This is a genomic window from Modicisalibacter luteus DSM 23508 (genome assembly GCF_000378505.1).
Taxonomy (GTDB): domain Bacteria; phylum Pseudomonadota; class Gammaproteobacteria; order Pseudomonadales; family Halomonadaceae; genus Modicisalibacter; species Modicisalibacter luteus.
This window is the reverse complement of the sequence record NZ_KB900004.1, coordinates 20,782-36,247: the sequence shown is the minus strand read 5'-3', so window position 1 is coordinate 36,247 and position 15,466 is coordinate 20,782. Positions and strand designations below refer to the sequence as shown.

19 protein-coding genes and 1 riboswitch are annotated in these 15,466 nt (G+C 62.6%); of the genes, 11 read left to right on the top strand and 8 right to left on the bottom strand.

Annotated elements, in window-relative coordinates:
- Positions 1–47: 47 nt before the first annotated feature.
- From tenA to F568_RS0118880, 5 genes are all read right to left on the bottom strand, one after another.
- The gene (tenA, locus tag F568_RS0118900; RefSeq protein ID WP_019020335.1) at positions 48–713 is read right to left on the bottom strand and encodes a thiaminase II; all 666 of its coding nucleotides are present in this window, start codon (positions 711–713) and stop codon (positions 48–50) included.
- A gap of 64 nt (positions 714–777) precedes the next feature.
- A riboswitch (TPP riboswitch) is annotated at positions 778–930 on the bottom strand.
- Between the two features lie 72 nt (positions 931–1,002).
- Positions 1,003–1,389, bottom strand: coding sequence for a DUF4870 family protein (locus F568_RS0118895; RefSeq protein WP_019020334.1), 387 nt, complete (start codon positions 1,387–1,389; stop codon positions 1,003–1,005).
- Positions 1,390–1,437: 48 nt separating this feature from the next.
- The gene (locus F568_RS0118890) at positions 1,438–2,715 is read right to left on the bottom strand and encodes a PQQ-dependent sugar dehydrogenase (protein WP_019020333.1); all 1,278 of its coding nucleotides are present in this window, start codon (positions 2,713–2,715) and stop codon (positions 1,438–1,440) included.
- Between the two features lie 53 nt (positions 2,716–2,768).
- Entirely contained in the window at positions 2,769–3,704 is a 936-nt protein-coding gene (locus tag F568_RS0118885; protein WP_019020332.1) for a lysophospholipid acyltransferase family protein, read from the bottom strand.
- 48 nt (positions 3,705–3,752) lie between these two features.
- Positions 3,753–4,136, bottom strand: coding sequence for a VOC family protein (locus F568_RS0118880; protein WP_026300654.1), 384 nt, complete (start codon positions 4,134–4,136; stop codon positions 3,753–3,755).
- Between the two features lie 43 nt (positions 4,137–4,179).
- On the opposite strand from F568_RS0118880, the gene F568_RS0118875 reads away from it, so the two are divergent.
- Together F568_RS0118875 and F568_RS0118870 are read left to right on the top strand one after the other, a co-directional pair.
- A complete protein-coding gene (locus tag F568_RS0118875) occupies positions 4,180–4,830 on the top strand; it encodes a class I SAM-dependent methyltransferase (RefSeq protein ID WP_019020330.1) in 651 nt (216 codons plus the stop codon).
- A gap of 321 nt (positions 4,831–5,151) precedes the next feature.
- Positions 5,152–6,540: an MFS transporter gene (locus F568_RS0118870; protein ID WP_019020329.1), complete on the top strand. Its 1,389-nt coding sequence runs from the start codon at positions 5,152–5,154 to the stop codon at positions 6,538–6,540.
- On the opposite strand, the gene F568_RS0118865 is transcribed toward F568_RS0118870, so the two are convergent.
- Positions 6,537–7,196, bottom strand: a complete 660-nt coding sequence (locus tag F568_RS0118865; RefSeq protein WP_019020328.1) for a 2OG-Fe(II) oxygenase — start codon at positions 7,194–7,196, stop codon at positions 6,537–6,539. The two genes, F568_RS0118870 and F568_RS0118865, sit on opposite strands and share 4 nt — an antisense overlap.
- Before the next feature lie 23 nt (positions 7,197–7,219).
- Complete coding sequence (locus F568_RS0118860) at positions 7,220–7,861, bottom strand: CoA pyrophosphatase (RefSeq protein ID WP_019020327.1); 642 nt, start codon at positions 7,859–7,861, stop codon at positions 7,220–7,222.
- 72 nt (positions 7,862–7,933) lie between these two features.
- Between F568_RS0118860 and F568_RS0118855 the strand changes: the two genes are divergently transcribed.
- A complete protein-coding gene (locus tag F568_RS0118855) occupies positions 7,934–8,491 on the top strand; it encodes an NUDIX hydrolase (RefSeq protein ID WP_019020326.1) in 558 nt (185 codons plus the stop codon).
- A gap of 159 nt (positions 8,492–8,650) precedes the next feature.
- Here the strand turns inward: F568_RS0118855 and F568_RS0118850 are convergent, their stop codons facing one another.
- Positions 8,651–8,962, bottom strand: coding sequence for a YqfO family protein (locus F568_RS0118850; protein ID WP_019020325.1), 312 nt, complete (start codon positions 8,960–8,962; stop codon positions 8,651–8,653).
- A gap of 128 nt (positions 8,963–9,090) precedes the next feature.
- Here F568_RS0118850 and ftsB point away from each other — a divergent pair, with 128 nt between their 5' ends.
- From ftsB to F568_RS0118810, 8 genes are read left to right on the top strand one after another with little or no spacing between them, the layout of a single operon-like run.
- Positions 9,091–9,468, top strand: coding sequence for a cell division protein FtsB (gene ftsB / locus F568_RS23320; RefSeq protein WP_019020324.1), 378 nt, complete (start codon positions 9,091–9,093; stop codon positions 9,466–9,468).
- Positions 9,465–10,187, top strand: coding sequence for a 2-C-methyl-D-erythritol 4-phosphate cytidylyltransferase (gene ispD, locus F568_RS0118840; protein WP_019020323.1), 723 nt, complete (start codon positions 9,465–9,467; stop codon positions 10,185–10,187). The genes ftsB and ispD overlap by 4 nt, the downstream gene beginning before the upstream one ends.
- 1 nt (position 10,188) lies before the next feature.
- The gene (gene ispF / locus F568_RS23315; protein WP_019020322.1) at positions 10,189–10,749 is read left to right on the top strand and encodes a 2-C-methyl-D-erythritol 2,4-cyclodiphosphate synthase; all 561 of its coding nucleotides are present in this window, start codon (positions 10,189–10,191) and stop codon (positions 10,747–10,749) included.
- On the top strand, positions 10,746–11,819 hold the full coding sequence (truD, locus tag F568_RS0118830; protein ID WP_051088007.1) for a tRNA pseudouridine(13) synthase TruD: 1,074 nt from the start codon (positions 10,746–10,748) through the stop codon (positions 11,817–11,819). Before ispF ends, truD begins: the two co-directional genes overlap by 4 nt.
- Before the next feature lie 43 nt (positions 11,820–11,862).
- Positions 11,863–12,618: a 5'/3'-nucleotidase SurE gene (surE, locus tag F568_RS0118825; RefSeq protein WP_019020320.1), complete on the top strand. Its 756-nt coding sequence runs from the start codon at positions 11,863–11,865 to the stop codon at positions 12,616–12,618.
- Complete coding sequence (locus F568_RS0118820) at positions 12,596–13,270, top strand: protein-L-isoaspartate(D-aspartate) O-methyltransferase (RefSeq protein WP_019020319.1); 675 nt, start codon at positions 12,596–12,598, stop codon at positions 13,268–13,270. Before surE ends, F568_RS0118820 begins: the two co-directional genes overlap by 23 nt.
- Positions 13,267–14,196 (top strand): DUF368 domain-containing protein, encoded by a 930-nt coding sequence (locus F568_RS0118815; RefSeq protein ID WP_019020318.1) that lies wholly within the window; start codon positions 13,267–13,269, stop codon positions 14,194–14,196. Before F568_RS0118820 ends, F568_RS0118815 begins: the two co-directional genes overlap by 4 nt.
- 6 nt (positions 14,197–14,202) lie before the next feature.
- Positions 14,203–15,465, top strand: coding sequence for a peptidoglycan DD-metalloendopeptidase family protein (locus F568_RS0118810; RefSeq protein WP_019020317.1), 1,263 nt, complete (start codon positions 14,203–14,205; stop codon positions 15,463–15,465).
- The last annotated feature ends 1 nt before the right edge of the window (position 15,466 follow it).

The following is a 15,466-nucleotide window of genomic DNA, read 5'->3' as shown; positions in this document are numbered from 1 at the left end:
CCGGATTTGCCGGGCAAGCATCCTTGCCCGGCGTTAGACAGATGGACTCAGAAAGACTGATTCAGGCCCATCTGCCAGAAATCGATTTCCAGCCGGGTGGCGTCACGGAAGATCGTGACGAGTTGCTCGAAGCGCGAGGCATCGAGTGCAGCGAGGCGCTCATCCAGCCAGGCGATCTCAGCACGCATGGCCTGCTGAAAGTCGTCACTGGCATACATGGCGATCCAGTTGGCGTAAGGGTTGCCGTCATGGCGTGTGAAGGATTGGGCAGTGAGCCAGTTGGCGATCTCGCCGTATCCGATCAGACAAGGCGCCAGGGCGACATGAAGATCGAGCAGGTCGCCCCGGCTGCCGGTATCCAGCACGTAGCGGGTATAGGCCAGTGTGGCACGGGCTTCGGGCAGCCTGGCCAAGTCGTCCTCGCTGATACCCCACTCGCGGCAATAGCCGACATGCAGGTCGAGTTCTACGTCGAGAATGGTCCTGAGCGCATCGTAAGCCTGGCGCAGTTCGGCCAGCGTGCGGCTCTTGTAGGCCGCCAGGGCATAGGCGCGGGCGAAGTGGATCAGGAACAGGTAGTCTTGCTGCAGATAATGACGAAACGCCTCGGGTGCAAGGTTGCCAGCGCCGAGTTGGGTGACGAAGTCATGTTCGCAATAGGCACGCCAGTCATCCTGGCAGGTGGCCTTGAGATCGGCGAAACGGTAGGTCACGTCGTGCTCCTGTCGGGGCGCATCGGCGCCGCGAATAGGCACGCAGGGAATCTCGCGAAGGGAAGGTCTGCCCAGGCTTGATCCCTACGCCGGTTCACTTTCCCTTCTTGCTGGAAGTTGGGAAATTACCCGGATCAGGTTCTACGGGATCAATCCTGGAGTGCAAAACACTCACGGATTATCTCAGCCGGTTCCACCGGCACCCCGTCAAGCTTTCGATAACGGCTCGAGTCTAGCAGGTTGGTGTGACGTTGCCAGTACTAGCTGGCATTCCCTGACTCCACAGTATTTACCACAGCCAGCTGTACGGGTTGGGTGGCGACCGGCGCCGGCGTACGTTGCGCAGGCCAATCGCGCAGCGCACGACCAACCAGATGGCCAGCAGCGGCCAGGCCAGCGCGCCTACCGCGACGAGGCTGAGAAGAAAGGCGGCGATGGAATAGGTCAGCCCGATCCAGAAGGTGCGGATCTGATAGCGATAGTGCGCGCGTAGCCAGCGCGGGGCTTCGCCCCGGTAGACGTAGGCCATGACTACCCCGATCAGCATGGTCGCATTGACGGTAATCAAACCGGCCAAGTACAGCACATAGATCACCTGGGGAACAGTGAGGTCTTCCTGCCTCTCCTGCGGCCGTTCCTGCTGTGCTTCCTGTGAGGTGGGCGATGTTTGCGTCATCGTCTGGCTCCGCAATCAAAACCCTAGTTTCCCACTACTTTATCGTTGTTACGAGCGTGGCGCATTTTCCTGTTCGGTGCCGGTGGTCGTGTCGAGCAGTTCCGGTTCGGCGCCGACAGGGCCGTTTCCAAAGGTCACCCGGTAGAGGCCGGTCTCGCCGCTGTTCGACGTGAAATACATCGCCCCATCCGGACCGAAGGCAATCCCGGTGGGACGCGCCCAGCGATTACCCTGATCGTCTTGGAAACCGGTGATCAGATCACTGACTTGGCCGTTGCCCTGCGCATCGATGACAATGCCGGCAATGCGCGGTTCGCGGCGCGTGGCTGGATCGCCAGCAGCGCTACCGTCGGGCTGGGTTCCCCAGCTGCCGTGTACGGCAGTGACCGCATCAAGAGGGAGCATGCTGCCTTCGGGGAGGAAGTCCAGGCCCAATGGTGCACTGCGTGCCGGTAAGCTCGCTACCGGCTTCGAAATCTCGCTCGCCGGGCGTGGCGGTTCGCTGGACACGCAGTCGTCGCGTTGAAACTCGCCGTCTATCCATTGAAACCATGGCATGCCATGGAAGCTGCCCGGTTCGGCGCGTACCAACACCTCGCGGGGAGCATCGTATCCCCAATGATCCGGGCCGTTGTTGATGGCATAGAGTGTTCCCGTGTCGTCCCAGGCGAGGCCGACCGGATTCCGCAGGCCGCTGGCGTAGGCCTGCCATTGCGGCGGATCGGTGCTCTCGTCGAGTACCAGAATGCCTCCCCGGCGGTTCTCGAAGTCGTAGCTCTCACCGATGTACTGATCGGAACAGTTACCCTGAATCCCCAGCGATACGTAGAGTCGGTTGTCCGGACCCACCGTGACCGTGCGAGTATCGTGGCCACTGCCACCGGGCAGTTCGGCATATGTCGTGAAATCATCGCGTGAGAGCGAGTCGCCTGCCTGATAGGGTGCGCGCAGCAGTGCATCGGTCGTCGCAACGTACAGGTAGTCGTCGCGCTGCACCACGCTGTTGGGGTAGGCATCGAACTTGGCCAGTGTCTCGGCCTGGTCATAAGGCGGGGCCAGCCGATAGATTTGATAGGCGTTGGAGCCGATGAACATTTCGCCACCCGGGCCGATGCTGATCATGCGGGGGGCATCCAGGGAAACGACCTTCTCGACCTGAACGTCCCCCGGTACATTGAGGCGATGCTCGGTCCCGGCGACATCGATCGGTTGAAGTGCCTCGGACTGGGCCAGGCCTGCCGAGGGCAGGGTCAGCATGGCTCCGAGCAGGCCGAGGACTGTACGTGTCCGAGTTTCCTGACGGTGCCGCGGGTAGTGTGGGGGCATGATTCGACTCCATGAATCCGGTTTGCCCCCAGTGTAGCCGAACCGGCGTTTGCCTAGCGGTAGAGCCGGAAGCGTCGAAACTCCGGGTGACCCTGCTCTTCCTCCGGCGTCTTGCGGTAACGCTTGTACTCCCACTGGTACTGCGCGGGATCCAGGCCAATGGCTGCTTCCACGCTGGCGTTGACGCCGCGCGCCGAGGTGACCTCGTCGGTGGCATAGACACGCTCATCGGCGGCGAGGAAATGAATGTCGAAGCCGTGGCCGTCACGCCGCTTGGCGACGCCGGTCACCACTCGGGCCTGGGTGCGGGCGACCAGCTTGGGAAGCAGTGTGGCGGTGTAGGCCGGGCGATGAAAGAAATCGGCGAATACGCCACTGCCCCAGCTGGGTACCTGGTCGGGTAGGATGCCCACGGCCTCGCTGCGCTTGAGGGCCTTGAGCAGCGAAGCTACACCGCGCGGGTTGGTGGGAACCAGACTGGCGCCCATGCGCTCACGGCCATGACGGATGACGGGGTCGAGCCCGGCGATCTTGGGCGGCTCGTACATGGCGGTGAAGGGGAAATGACTGGACAGCCAGAAATTGAGAATTTCCCAGTTGCCATAGTGCGGCGCCAGCACGATCACGCCGCGGCCTTCGGCACGCGCTTCGTCGAGCAGTTCGCGCCCGTGCACGGCATTCACCGAAGCCTCGACGCGGCGAGGGGCGGCCATCCAGGCAAAACCCAGTTCCAGCATGGTGGCGGTTGAATGAACCATGCTCTGGCGCCCTCGGGCCCGACGTCGCTTGGGAGGCAGCTCGGGAAAGACCTCACGGAGGTTGATGTCGGTAACCTGACGCTCACGGCGGCTGAAACGATAGATCAATGGCCCGAGTAGGCGTGCCAGGCACCAAAGGACAGGTAGCGAACATGACGATAACACGCGCCATGTCGTGGCGATGGCCTTGGCCTTGGCCTGGAGGGACGAAGCGGAATCGGTCTGGCTCATGGCTCCACAAGATGAATCAAAAGGGTAATCATTATAACCGGCATAAGTTCAATCGCGCTCCGGGCGGCTGATCTCGATCAGGTTGCCGTCGGGATCGCGAAGGTAAAGTGACACGATGGGGCCGTTGGCGCCCTGTCTTGAAACCGGGCCGACTTCGATGGGGATCTGCAGCGCTCGCAGGTGGGCCTGCACCTCCTCGAGAGGCAGGACGCTTCTGACGCACAGGTCGAGGCTGCCCGGCGTGGGGTGCGTGGCTTTGGGATTGACCGGCGTTTCGAGCTGATGCAGGCGCAGTGCCATGTCGCCGAGCATCAGGTCCACCCGCTCGTTATCACGATAACGGGCTTCCAGCCCCAGTACGCGAGTGTAGAAATCCACTGCAACGGGAATATCGGCGACGGTGACGACCAGATGATCCGGGCCGGTTAACATGGCGTACTCCGTGACTGTTTTCTTCAAGGATACGATGCCGTCCATGTCCCTGTCGTGCCCCCTGTGCAGTAACACATACATTTGCCATTACCATGGCGATAGCCGCCGGGACTATTGGCAGTGCCAGACCTGCCAGCTGGTGTACGTCGAACGTAGCCAGCACCTGGCGCCCGCCGAGGAGAAAGCCGTCTACGACCGCCATGAGAACTCTCCAGAGGACGTCAGGTATCGGCGTTTTCTGTCGCGTCTTTTCACGCCGTTGAATGAACGCCTGGTACCGGGCGCCCAAGGGCTGGATTTCGGTTGCGGGCCGGGGCCGACACTTTCCGTAATGTTCGAGGAAGCGGGACATCCTATGGCGCTCTACGACGTCTATTACGCGCCGGATCGCCAGGTTCTTGAAGGCAGTTACGATTTCATCACGGCCAGCGAAGTCATCGAGCACCTTGCCGAGCCGGGCCTGGTGCTTACCCAGTTGGCCGATCGGCTCGCACCGGGTGGCTGGCTGGGATTGATGACCAAGCGTGTCCAGGTTCGGGAGGATTTCGCCCGCTGGCACTACATTCTCGACCCGACCCATATCAGTTTCTTCAGCGAGGCAACGTTCGAGTGGCTCGCGGCTCACCTGGGCATGCAGGTCGAGTTTCCTGACACTGATGTGGCATTGCTCTACAAGCCGCTATTGGCACCGTAGCCGTAGCCGTAGCCGTAGCCGTAGCCGTAGCCGTAGCCGTAGCCGTTGCGTGGCGCTTGCGCTTATTAGCATCTTCTACAATGGTGTGGGCAAGGTAGAGAGGCCGTGAAGCGCACATGCCGAGGTGTGAAAAAAGCGTTGCCCGGTGGCTGGCGTGGGGCTATATTGCGCCGCGCGAAATTCTGGCTCGGCGCAACATATGCGAGCCGGCAGCGGTTTTCTACCGGGGCGCGTTCACGGCGGCGATCCATCCATTTCGATGATGGGGCTGCGTGGACGCGCCCCGTGTGTTTTGTTCAAGACAAGCGTGAGGCTCCGTTCATGTCGCGGCAGTTATTGGCCATGGCTCTGGCCCCCCTGCTGGGGCTATTCATCCTGGGTATCGGCAATGGCTTTCTGGCTACGCTGATCACCTTGCGTCTCGATGCCGCCGGCGAACCCGCAGTGGTCATCGGCTGGGTGTCGTCGGCCTATTTCATCGGTCTGGCGCTGGGTGCCATGCTCAACGACCGGCTACTACTGCGCATCGGGCATATCCGCGCCTATGCCTGTTTTGCCTCGCTGGTGGCGGTTACCGTGTTGCTGCAGGGGTTGTGGCTCGATCCGTGGGCATGGTTCGTGCTGCGCCTGATCGGCGGCTGGGCAACGGTAGGCGTGTATCTGGTCATCGAAAGCTGGCTGCTGACCGCCTCGGACACCAAGGTGCGTGGACGCCTGCTGGCGTTGTACATGATTTCACTGTATGCCGCTGGCGTAGTCGGCCAACTGCTGCTGGGCGTTACCGATGCCATGAGCGTGACGGCGCCCTTCATGGTCATCGGCCTGCTGGCCTCGCTGTCAGTGCTGCCCATGGCGATGATCCCGCGTGTCTCACCGCTGCTCGAGCAGGCCGAGCCGCTGTCACCGCTGCGCCTGATCACCCTGACCCCCACCGGGGTGATGGGCAGTTTTGGCTCCGGTCTGGCGGTAGCGGCGGTCTACAGCCTGCTGCCACTTTATCTACAGCGGATCGGCCTATCGGTAAGCCAGATCGGTCAGATGATGGCGGTAGTGGTGCTTGGTGCGATGCTACTGCAGTACCCCATTGGCCGCTGGTCCGATCGTCATGATCGTCAGCTGGTACTGATCTTGATCGGGGCCTTCTGCGCGCTGATCTCCGCGGGCATGCTCTGGCTGCCGCTCAATGCCTGGATGCTCGCCAGTCTATTATTCCTGCTGGGGGGCGGAGTGTTTGCCCTTTATCCTGTGGCGGTCAGTCATGCTGCCGACCGGGCACCGGCCGGAGCGCTGGTGCGCATGAGCCAGGGTTTGCTGCTCATCAACGCCGTCGGTTCTACAGTGAGTCCACCGCTGATCACGCCGGTGATGGATGCCGTGGGCGATAGCGGCTTGTTCTGGTCGCTGGGCGCGTTGGGCCTGGTCCTGGTTGGTTTCTTCTTCTGGCGGCGTAGCGTGAAACCAGCGCCGATACCGGTTGCGCCGTTCACGGCCTCGTCTCCGATGACCTCGGTGGGGGCTGAGCTGGTGATTACCGATGAGCTGGTGCAGGGCGCGATCGAGCATGAGCATGTCGAGGACCTGTCCCATGCGGTACCCGAGGTGCCCGTTGCCGAGCCGCTGCATGGACCACCGCGTCGTGAAGATGGAATCATCGAATACGTGGACGAGGAAGATGGCACGCATCATTCGCGCCCAGCGGAGTCCCGCTAGCGAGCCGGGTCGATGAGGCCACCCAGTGAGGCGTTGCGCCGGAACCAGCCAGCAATGCTGGCTCTTGGACAGCGGGTCGGCAACACGGCATGTGGGACCCGGTCAGACAGGAAACACACGAATGTACCGGCCTCGGGCCGGATTCGCGCGACTTCCCGGGACTCGTCTTCCACGGCATAGACGGCCATCTCGCCACCGCCATCGTCCGGCCAGTCCGGGTTGAGATAGAGTACGGTCGAGACGATGCGGTTGGCGCGACCTTGAAAACTGTCTACATGGCGCTTGTAGAAGGCGCCGGGCGGGTACTCGGCGAAGTGCGCCTCGAACTCGAAGAGTCCCAGGTAGAGCGCACGATTGATCTGCTGCTGGAGCTCCGCCATCAATGCCAGATAATGACGTTGCGCCTGGCTTTCGCGATCGAGCCAGCGAATTGTATCGCCACGGATATCGCGACGTAACTGGTGCTGATCGCCCCGGCCAATGCCGGCCTCGTTCAGCGCCTGGTTGGCAGACAGTCGCTGAAGCTCGTCGCGCAGGGCTTGGCACAGGGTAGCGTCAATGAAGCGCTCGCCCGCGAACCAGCCACGCTCGACCAGAGCGTCGACCAGTTGCGAGAGGGCATTGCCGTCAAGTCCAGTCAGGCCGCCGGGTACCATGAGTGTCGCGTTCATCAGAGGCCCTATACGTCGGTATCGATATCCGGGACGGCGCGCTGCCGTTCGGGACGATAATTCAATCGGCTGCCCGGCGGGGCGTGATCGAGGCTGATCGACTTGCCGAACCCCACCGCCAGCAGTTCCACCAGCATCATGGCCGACAATCCCCAGATGACGTGACCCTGTGCTTCGTAGCTGGGCACGTACAAGGTGCGATCCCCAGCAACGATAACATCGGTGTGACTACGTTGATCTTCAAGGAACAGCGATAGCGGCACCTCGAAGATGGTGTCCAGTTCCCCCGGCTCGGGGCGTAACGACAGGCCGGGAGGAATCAGGCCGACGAAAGGGGTGACGCGCCATCCGTGCAGCGAGATCAGGTCTCCCAACTGGCCGAGCAGGCGCACGCGCCGGGGCGACAGGGCGATCTCTTCCTGCGCTTCGCGCAGTGCCGTCGTCAGCAGGTCGGGATCTTCAGGGTCGCGCTTGCCGCCGGGAAAGGCCACTTGGCCACCGTGCTGCTTGAGATGGGCTGCGCGGCGGGTAAAGAGTAGCGTCGGTTCGTCGTGCTCGACGATAGGGATCAGTACGGCGGCCTGACGAAGCGCCGGACTGAGCTTGCGTGGGCGATGCGCTTGCAGGCGTTCGTAGAGTTTCTCTAACATGGAGCATCCGTCGGGTTTCGTTCCTTGTACCCAGCCCCCCGAGAAGCGTCAAGCCAAGTCGCGAGGTGCCTCATGAATTTCTGCAGCCACTGTGGTCAACGTGTGCGTTTCGCGATTCCCGAAGGCGATGATCGCTTGCGCTACCTGTGCGACGGCTGCGGTACCATTCACTACCAGAATCCGCGCATCGTGGCCGGTACACTTCCGGTGCGCGATGGGCGCGTGCTGTTGTGTCGTCGTGCCATCTCTCCGCGCAAGGGCTACTGGACCCTGCCGGCAGGCTTTATGGAAAACGCCGAGACGACACTCGAGGCGGCGGCACGGGAAACCTGGGAAGAGGCCTGTGCCCGGGTCGAGGTTCATAACCTGTATACGCTGATCAACCTGCCGCATATCAATCAGGTCTACATGATCTTCCTCGCCGATCTCAAGGGAGGCTTTGCCGCCGGTCCCGAGAGCCTGGAAGTGGCCATGTTCACCGAGGAAGAGATTCCCTGGGATGAGCTGGCGTTTCCCACCATCGAGCGAACCCTGCGCCATTACTTCGACGATAGGCTCGGTGAGGTGTTTCCGCTGCATATCAGCGATATCGGCGAGGAGGATAGGGAGCGTTATTTCGGCTCCGCCTGAGAATCAAATGGCTGCGCGAGTACATCACGGCGTGGCGCGGTGCTGGTGCGCCAGCCCGGTCGAGACTCGCCTAACTTCAGCTATGTCTCGCCTTCCGTGCTCCGTGCGCCTTGTGCTGCATCTCACTCGCCGATTTGATGACGCCTCCCCGATTCGGCTTCAGAACTCTTCAAGCTTCCATACCTCATAGGCCGGCTCTTCATAGGGATGCGCGGCCTTGAGGGCGGCGATGGCGTCGCGGATCAGGTCGTCGCGACAGACCAGTTCCACCTTGAGTTCCACCACCCGCTCCAGGTCGCCGACCTGTCCAATGTGCGGGTCGGCGCCGTCAAGTGGGCGAAATTGCCCGACGCCACGGGTCTGGAAGCAGCAGGCCTCATAGTCGCCGATGCGTCCGGCCCCCGTGGCGAAGACGGCTTCCTTGACTGGCTCGGCCTCGTTGATGGGTACGAAGAATGCCAGCTTGTACATATGCTCTCCTTGTCGCGATAGCCATAGGGTCGGTGGGTTCGGCAGGCGATTTCGACCTGCGCGTCCCCCTATGATGATGGCATAATGCCGGCCTCTGGTTCTTTGCTTTTCAATGTCTGGAAATCCCGATGCTCAAGTGGCTTGCGGTCGTGCTGATCGCTCTGCTCGGCCTGCTGCAGTACAGCCTCTGGCTGGGAGAAGGCGGCTTGCGCGAGCTGACGCATATTCGTTCCAGGGTCGATACCTTGGCCGCCGAGACCGAAACGTTGGAGGCACGCAACCAGCGTCTTGCCGCCGAAGTGGTGGATCTCAAGAATGGGCTGGACGCCATCGAGGAGCGTGCGCGAAGCGATATCGGCATGGTGCGCAGCGATGAGCAGTTCTTCTGGGTGCCGGGTGTCGAGCCCGAGGATTCACCGGTCGACGGGCCGGAAGGCGAGGGCCTGACGCCGTCCGGTGTGCCCGCCACGTCACCGCCCGTTACGTCCGAGGGGAGCCGGCCATGAGCTTGCCGAGACTCTGGCTGGTAGTGCCTGCGGCCGGGCAGGGCCGACGCATGGGAGCGGATCGGCCCAAGCAGTACCTGGACCTTAATGGCCAGCCCGTGCTGGCGCATACGCTGGCTCGTTTGCATGGCGCGTATCCTCAGGCCTCCCTGTGTCTGTGCCTGGATGAGGAGGATGCCTGGTTCGATCCCGCCTGGGTGCCATTCGCCGACTGGCGACGCGTAGCCGGTGGGGATGAGCGGGTCGACTCGGTTACCCGGGCGCTGGATGACTTGGCCGGGCTCGCGGCCGCCGAGGATCTGGTGCTGGTACACGATGTGGCCCGTCCCTGTGTGCATCCCATGGACCTGCGCCGTCTGCTCGACATACTCTTGGACGAGCGGGTCGGGGCGCTGCTGGCCGCGCCGGTAGCGGACACCATGAAACGCGCCGATGATGCGGGGAGGGTAGCAAGCACCGAATCCCGTGCCGGGTTGTGGCATGCGTTGACGCCCCAGGGGTTCCGCTATGGCATGCTGTGTGAAGCGCTGGCTGCGGCACGGCGCGCCGGTATTGCTGTCACCGACGAGGCGTCGGCGATAGAGGCGCTGGGGTTGGCGCCCCGCCTGGTCGCCGCACGTCGCGACAATCTCAAGATCACCCATCCCGAAGACTTGCAACTGGCCGCCGTCATTCTGGACGCCCAGGCGCAGGAGCGGGATTTCGTAATCGAGGACTGACATGATCCGGATCGGCCACGGCTTCGATGTGCACCGTTTTGGCGAGGGCGACCATGTAATGATCGGGGGCGTACGTATCGCCTACGAGCGGGGCGTGATCGCCCATTCGGATGGCGATGTGCTGCTGCATGCCCTGAGCGATGCCCTGCTTGGTGCCTGTGCCCTGGGTGACATCGGTCATCACTTTCCGGATACCGATGCGCGCTGGGCCGGAGCCGACAGCCGCGCTCTGCTGCGCCATGTGGTGCATCTGGTCGGCGAAGCCGGCTACCGGGTCGGCAATGTCGATGCCACCGTTATCGCTCAGGCACCCAAGTTGGCACCTCATGTTGCCGCTATGCGCGCCGCGATCGCCGAGGATCTCGGACTCGAGATCGGAGCCGTCAACGTCAAGGCCACCACCAGCGAGCGGTTGGGCTTCACTGGTCGGGGCGAAGGCATTGCCGCCGAAGCGGTAGCCCTGCTTGAAGCACATGGCGATCATTCGCAGCCGCGTCAACCGTTCGAGCCCGAGGCGTTGTTCGAGCCCCAGCCCGCCAGCGACACCGGTCTCAGCCAGTGAGTGTCGACTGGCCACCTGCCTGGCCCTATGCGCACGGCGGACCGCTGGCAGCGGGGGAGTACCGGGGAATGCCCGAGGATTTCGTGGTCGAGGAGCGACTCGATTTCGAGCCGGAGGGAGAGGGCGAGCATCTCTGGCTGTGGGTCGAGAAGCGCGATCTGACTACGTTGGAACTGGTGCGTCGCCTGGCTCGGGCATGTGATGTGACGCCCCGGGATATAGGGTTCTCGGGCATGAAGGATCGCACGGCGGTGACCCGCCAGTGGCTGTCGGTCCATCTGCCGGGGCGCGAGGCGCCGGAGGTTATGGCTGAACGCTTGGCCGGAACGCCGGTGCGGCTGCTCAAGCAACGCCGTCATCCGCGCAAGCTCAAGCGAGGCGTGCATCGTGCCAACCGCTTCCGGTTGCGGATCAGTGGGCCGGTTGCCCAGCATCCCGGGTTGGAGGCGCGCTGGCAATGGCTGTGCGAGCATGGCGTGCCCAACTATTTCGGCCCGCAGCGTTTTGGCCCCCAAGGGCGCAACCTCGAGCGCGCCCGGGCGACCCTGGCTCGCGGCTGGCGCAAGCGAGACGACCGTGAAGGGCTCATGCTCTCCGCCGCCCGTAGCTATCTGTTCAACGAGCTACTGGCAGCGCGCCTGGCCGATGGAAGCTGGGCGACCCCGCTCCATGGCGATGTATTGATGCTTGACGGCAGCGCCAGCATATTCTCGGTCGAGCAGCCCGATCCCGCGCTGATGGCGCGGGCGGCACATCTTGACCTGCATCCCACCGGAGTGCTTTGGGGGATCGGTGCGTCAAGCGCGCGGGATGAGGCGGGAGCCTACGAAGCCCGTCTGGGCGAGCGCCATGTCGAGCTGTGTGCCGGACTGGAGAGAGCCGGAGTACGCCTGGCCCGTCGAGCGCTGCGTATTCGCCTGACCGACGCCTCGCTGCAGTGTGATGCCGAGGGGTGCGAACTGAGCTTCGAACTGCCGCGAGGCGCGTTCGCCACCTCGGTACTAAGAGAATTGATGGACCATCCGACCCTGTCACCGGGCACACCCCTGACAGAGCGGAACGGACAATGAAGTCGATCTGCTAGTTCACTAACGGGTCGACCGAGGAGACACGATGCGCAAGCTCTTGCTGTCCAATGATGACGGTGTTCATGCACCGGGGCTCAAGGCGCTTCACGATGCCTTGTTGCCGCATGCGCGACTCAGGGTGGTAGCGCCCGATCGCGACAAGAGTGGTGCCAGCAATTCACTGACGCTATCGCGCCCGCTGGCCCTGACGGCGTTGGAAAACGGCTTCTACAGTGTCGACGGAACGCCGGCAGACTGCGTATACCTGGGCGTCAATGGCGTCTGGGATGAGCGCCCCGATCTGGTGATTTCGGGTATCAACCATGGCGGTAACCTGGGCGACGACGTGCTCTACTCGGGTACCGTTGCCGCCGCCATGGAAGGCCGCAATTTGGGTATGCCCGCGATTGCCATGTCGCTGGTCGGCTCGCGCCACTTCGATACGGCGGGGCGTGTGGCCTCGAGCCTGGTCGGTGCCGCCGATCAGTTGTCGCTGCCGCCACGCAGCCTACTCAACGTCAATGTGCCAGACCTGCCCTGGGATCAGATTCAGGGTTTCCGGGTGACACGCATGGGCTACCGTGGCCCTTCCGCACGGCCGCTGGAAGTGCGAGATCCGCGAGGCCGTGTTCGTTACTGGATCGCCGCGGCTGGTGAGAACGCCGATGATGGTCCCGATACCGACTTCGCCGCCATCGAGGCGGGCTACGTCTCGATCACGCCGCTGCAAACCGACCTGACCCGGCATACCGCACTGCATGATGTACAGGACTGGCTGGATGCGCTGTCACGAATCTCTTGAATTCAGTGGTATCGGCATGACCTCACAGCGCACCCGCGATCGCATGGTGGGGCGGCTACTCGAGGCAGGTATCCAGGATTGGCGCGTACTCGAAGTGATGGCCTGCGAGCCGCGCCATCTGTTTCTCGATGAAGCGTTGTCACATCGCGCCTATGAGGACACTGCGCTGCCCATCGGGCACGGGCAGACCCTCTCGCAGCCCTGGATGGTTGCACGCATGAGTGAGCTGGTCCTGGCTGCCGAGCCGCGCAATGTCCTCGAGATTGGCACCGGATCTGGCTACCAGACGCTGATACTGTCGCGCCTGGTCGATCAGGTGTGGTCGCTGGAGCGCATCCTGGCACTGCAATCTCGGGCCAGAGCGAGATTGAATCGACTTGCGGCGCACAACGTGCGCATGCGCCTCACCGACGGCGCCCACGGCTGGCCCGAAGCGGCGCCGTTCGATGTCATTCTGCTGACGGCCTGCGCCAGCGAGCTGCCCTCGGCACTACTGGGGCAGTTGAGCGAAGAGGGTGTACTGATCACGCCGCTGGAGGACGAGGACGGCAACCAATGGTTGACCCGTATTCAGCGGCAAGGGGATGGTTTTGATCATCAGCGGCTCGAACAGGTACGTTTCGTGCCGCTATTGGAAGGAGTCATACGTTGAAGCGAGCGCTAGCGCTGTTTCTCAAGGGCGCCGGGATGGGCGCCGCCGATGCCGTACCCGGTGTCTCGGGAGGAACCATTGCCTTCATTACCGGGATTTACGAGGAGTTGATTCATACCATTCGCCGCTTCGGCCCCGAAGCGTATCCCGCCTGGCGGCGCGGAGGGCTGGCCGGGTTGGTCGAGTATCTTAACCTGCGCTTTCTGGTTCCTCTGGTAGTCGGCCTTGCTTGCAGCCTGATCAGCGTGGCGCACCTGGTGACCTATCTGCTCGATGCACAGCCGCTGTTGCTTGATGCCTTTTTCTTTGGGCTGGTTGCGGCATCGGCATTCGTCGTCAGTCGCCAGGTCAGAGGATGGCGCTGGTGGTACATTCTGCCGCTAGTGGCCGGCCTGTTGGTGGCCCAGGCCCTGCCCGGTCTAATGCCGCATCTAACCGGGTTGGGAAGTTTGCTGCTGGTGGCGAGCGGCGCCATCGCCATTAGTGCGATGCTATTGCCCGGAGTGTCAGGTAGCTTCCTGTTGCTCACCATGGGGCTCTACGGCACCGTCATGGAGGGGATCAAGAGCTTCGATATCGGGCTGATCCTGCAGTTCGGGGCTGGCTGTGCGATCGGTCTGTTCACGTTCTCGAGACTGTTGTCGTGGTTGTTTCGCCATTATCATGAATTGACATTGCAGTTACTCATCGGCTTCATCGTCGGGTCGTTACCTACGCTGTGGCCATGGCGCGAGATGATCCGCTATCGTCTTGGTCCCGACGATCAGCTGATTCCATTGGACTACCGTTACCTGCTGCCGGACGATTATGCCCTGCTGACCGGCGATTCCGCCCAGTTGGTGCCGGTGATTGCATTGATGATCCTGGGGCTGCTGCTCGTCCTGGTCGTGGGCGAACGCTCCACGTCGAATCGCAAGGAGGATTGACCTTACATGCGCAAGGCATTCGTGGTTTCGGCGCTGATGCTGGGCATTGCCGGCTGTGCCGCACCCCCCAATCACGCGCCTGTGGTGCGCGATCTGTCAGCGAGTCGCAGCACGCCGAGTGGCGATACGGTAACCGTACAGAGCGGCGATACGCTTTACGGGATCGCCTGGCGAAACAATATGGACTTCCGTGAGCTGGCGCAGCTCAACAGCATCAGCCCACCCTACCGGCTGGAGCCCGGGCAAACACTGCGACTGAGCGCCAGCGCGGCGGCCGGAAGCGCACCCCAGGGAACGTCTAGCCAGAACGCTCAGGGTGTCACCGTGGCCGGCACCGATGGCTCCACAACTGCAGCCTCGACCGGGACGCCGGACTGGCTGGCTCCGGATACCGAGACCATCGAACGTAATCGTCGCTTGACCAGCCGCCCCTTGGGAGATGAGCAACAGGCGGCACCTGCCCAGGCGGCCTCGACTCAGCCCAGCGTCGAAGCATTATCAGCCGCTGGCCGTGCCGGCGGCAGCGATGCGCCCGGGCCGATCTACAATTACGACAGCCCCGGCTCCGACGGGCAGCTCAGTGCACGTGATCAGGCCGAGCGTGAGGCAGTGACGCAACAGCGTGCATCCCGGCAGGCAAGCTCCTCGACAGGCGCGTCGCAAGCGGGATCCACGACAGACAGCACGCGCGGCGTGAGCGTTGCCGATCAGAGTGCGTCGACGTCCTCTGTGGATGTCGCCGATGCTGGTAGTCAAGCTGCAACCACTCCGTCATCATCGGTGAGCAATACTGCTACCAACACGACCACGAATAGCGGGACGGCCGATGCCGGGACCGCCGTGGCGGGCGAGGCGAGCGGCCCCTCCCGCGAGCAGCGGACATTCCAGCCGGTCGAGGACATCCCTTGGCAGTGGCCAGTAGATGGCCAGGTGGTGGGCCGTTTTGGTGACGGTTCCAATATCACCGCCGGCATTGATATCGCCGGCCAAAAGGGGCAACCTGTCAAGGCAGCGGGGCCCGGTATCGTGGTCTATGCCGGTAACGGCGTACGCGGCTACGGTAACCTCATTCTCCTCAAGCATAACGACCGTTATCTCAGCGCCTATGCGCATAATGACAGTCTTAGGGTCAAGGAGAACGACGTCGTCGAGGCGGGTGAAGTGATTGCCACCATGGGCAACACCGATGCCGAGAGCGTCAAATTACATTTCGAGGTTCGCCAGGATGGCCAGCCTCAGGATCCCCTCAAGTTCCTTCCGCAACGTTGAG

What these genes read in the sequence shown, in the direction of transcription:
- F568_RS0118895 (WP_019020334.1), bottom strand. Translation starts at nt 1,389, where the DNA reads ATGACGCAAACATCGCCCACCTCACAGGAAGCACAGCAGGAACGGCCG.
- F568_RS0118890 (WP_019020333.1), bottom strand. Translation starts at nt 2,715, where the DNA reads ATGCCCCCACACTACCCGCGGCACCGTCAGGAAACTCGGACACGTACA.
- F568_RS0118885 (WP_019020332.1), bottom strand. Translation starts at nt 3,704, where the DNA reads ATGAGCCAGACCGATTCCGCTTCGTCCCTCCAGGCCAAGGCCAAGGCC.
- F568_RS0118880 (WP_026300654.1), bottom strand. Translation starts at nt 4,136, where the DNA reads ATGTTAACCGGCCCGGATCATCTGGTCGTCACCGTCGCCGATATTCCC.
- F568_RS0118875 (WP_019020330.1), top strand. Translation starts at nt 4,180, where the DNA reads ATGTCCCTGTCGTGCCCCCTGTGCAGTAACACATACATTTGCCATTAC.
- F568_RS0118870 (WP_019020329.1), top strand. Translation starts at nt 5,152, where the DNA reads ATGTCGCGGCAGTTATTGGCCATGGCTCTGGCCCCCCTGCTGGGGCTA.
- F568_RS0118865 (WP_019020328.1), bottom strand. Translation starts at nt 7,196, where the DNA reads ATGGTACCCGGCGGCCTGACTGGACTTGACGGCAATGCCCTCTCGCAA.
- F568_RS0118860 (WP_019020327.1), bottom strand. Translation starts at nt 7,861, where the DNA reads ATGTTAGAGAAACTCTACGAACGCCTGCAAGCGCATCGCCCACGCAAG.
- F568_RS0118855 (WP_019020326.1), top strand. Translation starts at nt 7,934, where the DNA reads ATGAATTTCTGCAGCCACTGTGGTCAACGTGTGCGTTTCGCGATTCCC.
- F568_RS0118850 (WP_019020325.1), bottom strand. Translation starts at nt 8,962, where the DNA reads ATGTACAAGCTGGCATTCTTCGTACCCATCAACGAGGCCGAGCCAGTC.
- ftsB (WP_019020324.1), top strand. Translation starts at nt 9,091, where the DNA reads ATGCTCAAGTGGCTTGCGGTCGTGCTGATCGCTCTGCTCGGCCTGCTG.
- ispD (WP_019020323.1), top strand. Translation starts at nt 9,465, where the DNA reads ATGAGCTTGCCGAGACTCTGGCTGGTAGTGCCTGCGGCCGGGCAGGGC.
- ispF (WP_019020322.1), top strand. Translation starts at nt 10,189, where the DNA reads ATGATCCGGATCGGCCACGGCTTCGATGTGCACCGTTTTGGCGAGGGC.
- surE (WP_019020320.1), top strand. Translation starts at nt 11,863, where the DNA reads ATGCGCAAGCTCTTGCTGTCCAATGATGACGGTGTTCATGCACCGGGG.
- F568_RS0118820 (WP_019020319.1), top strand. Translation starts at nt 12,596, where the DNA reads ATGCGCTGTCACGAATCTCTTGAATTCAGTGGTATCGGCATGACCTCA.
- F568_RS0118810 (WP_019020317.1), top strand. Translation starts at nt 14,203, where the DNA reads ATGCGCAAGGCATTCGTGGTTTCGGCGCTGATGCTGGGCATTGCCGGC.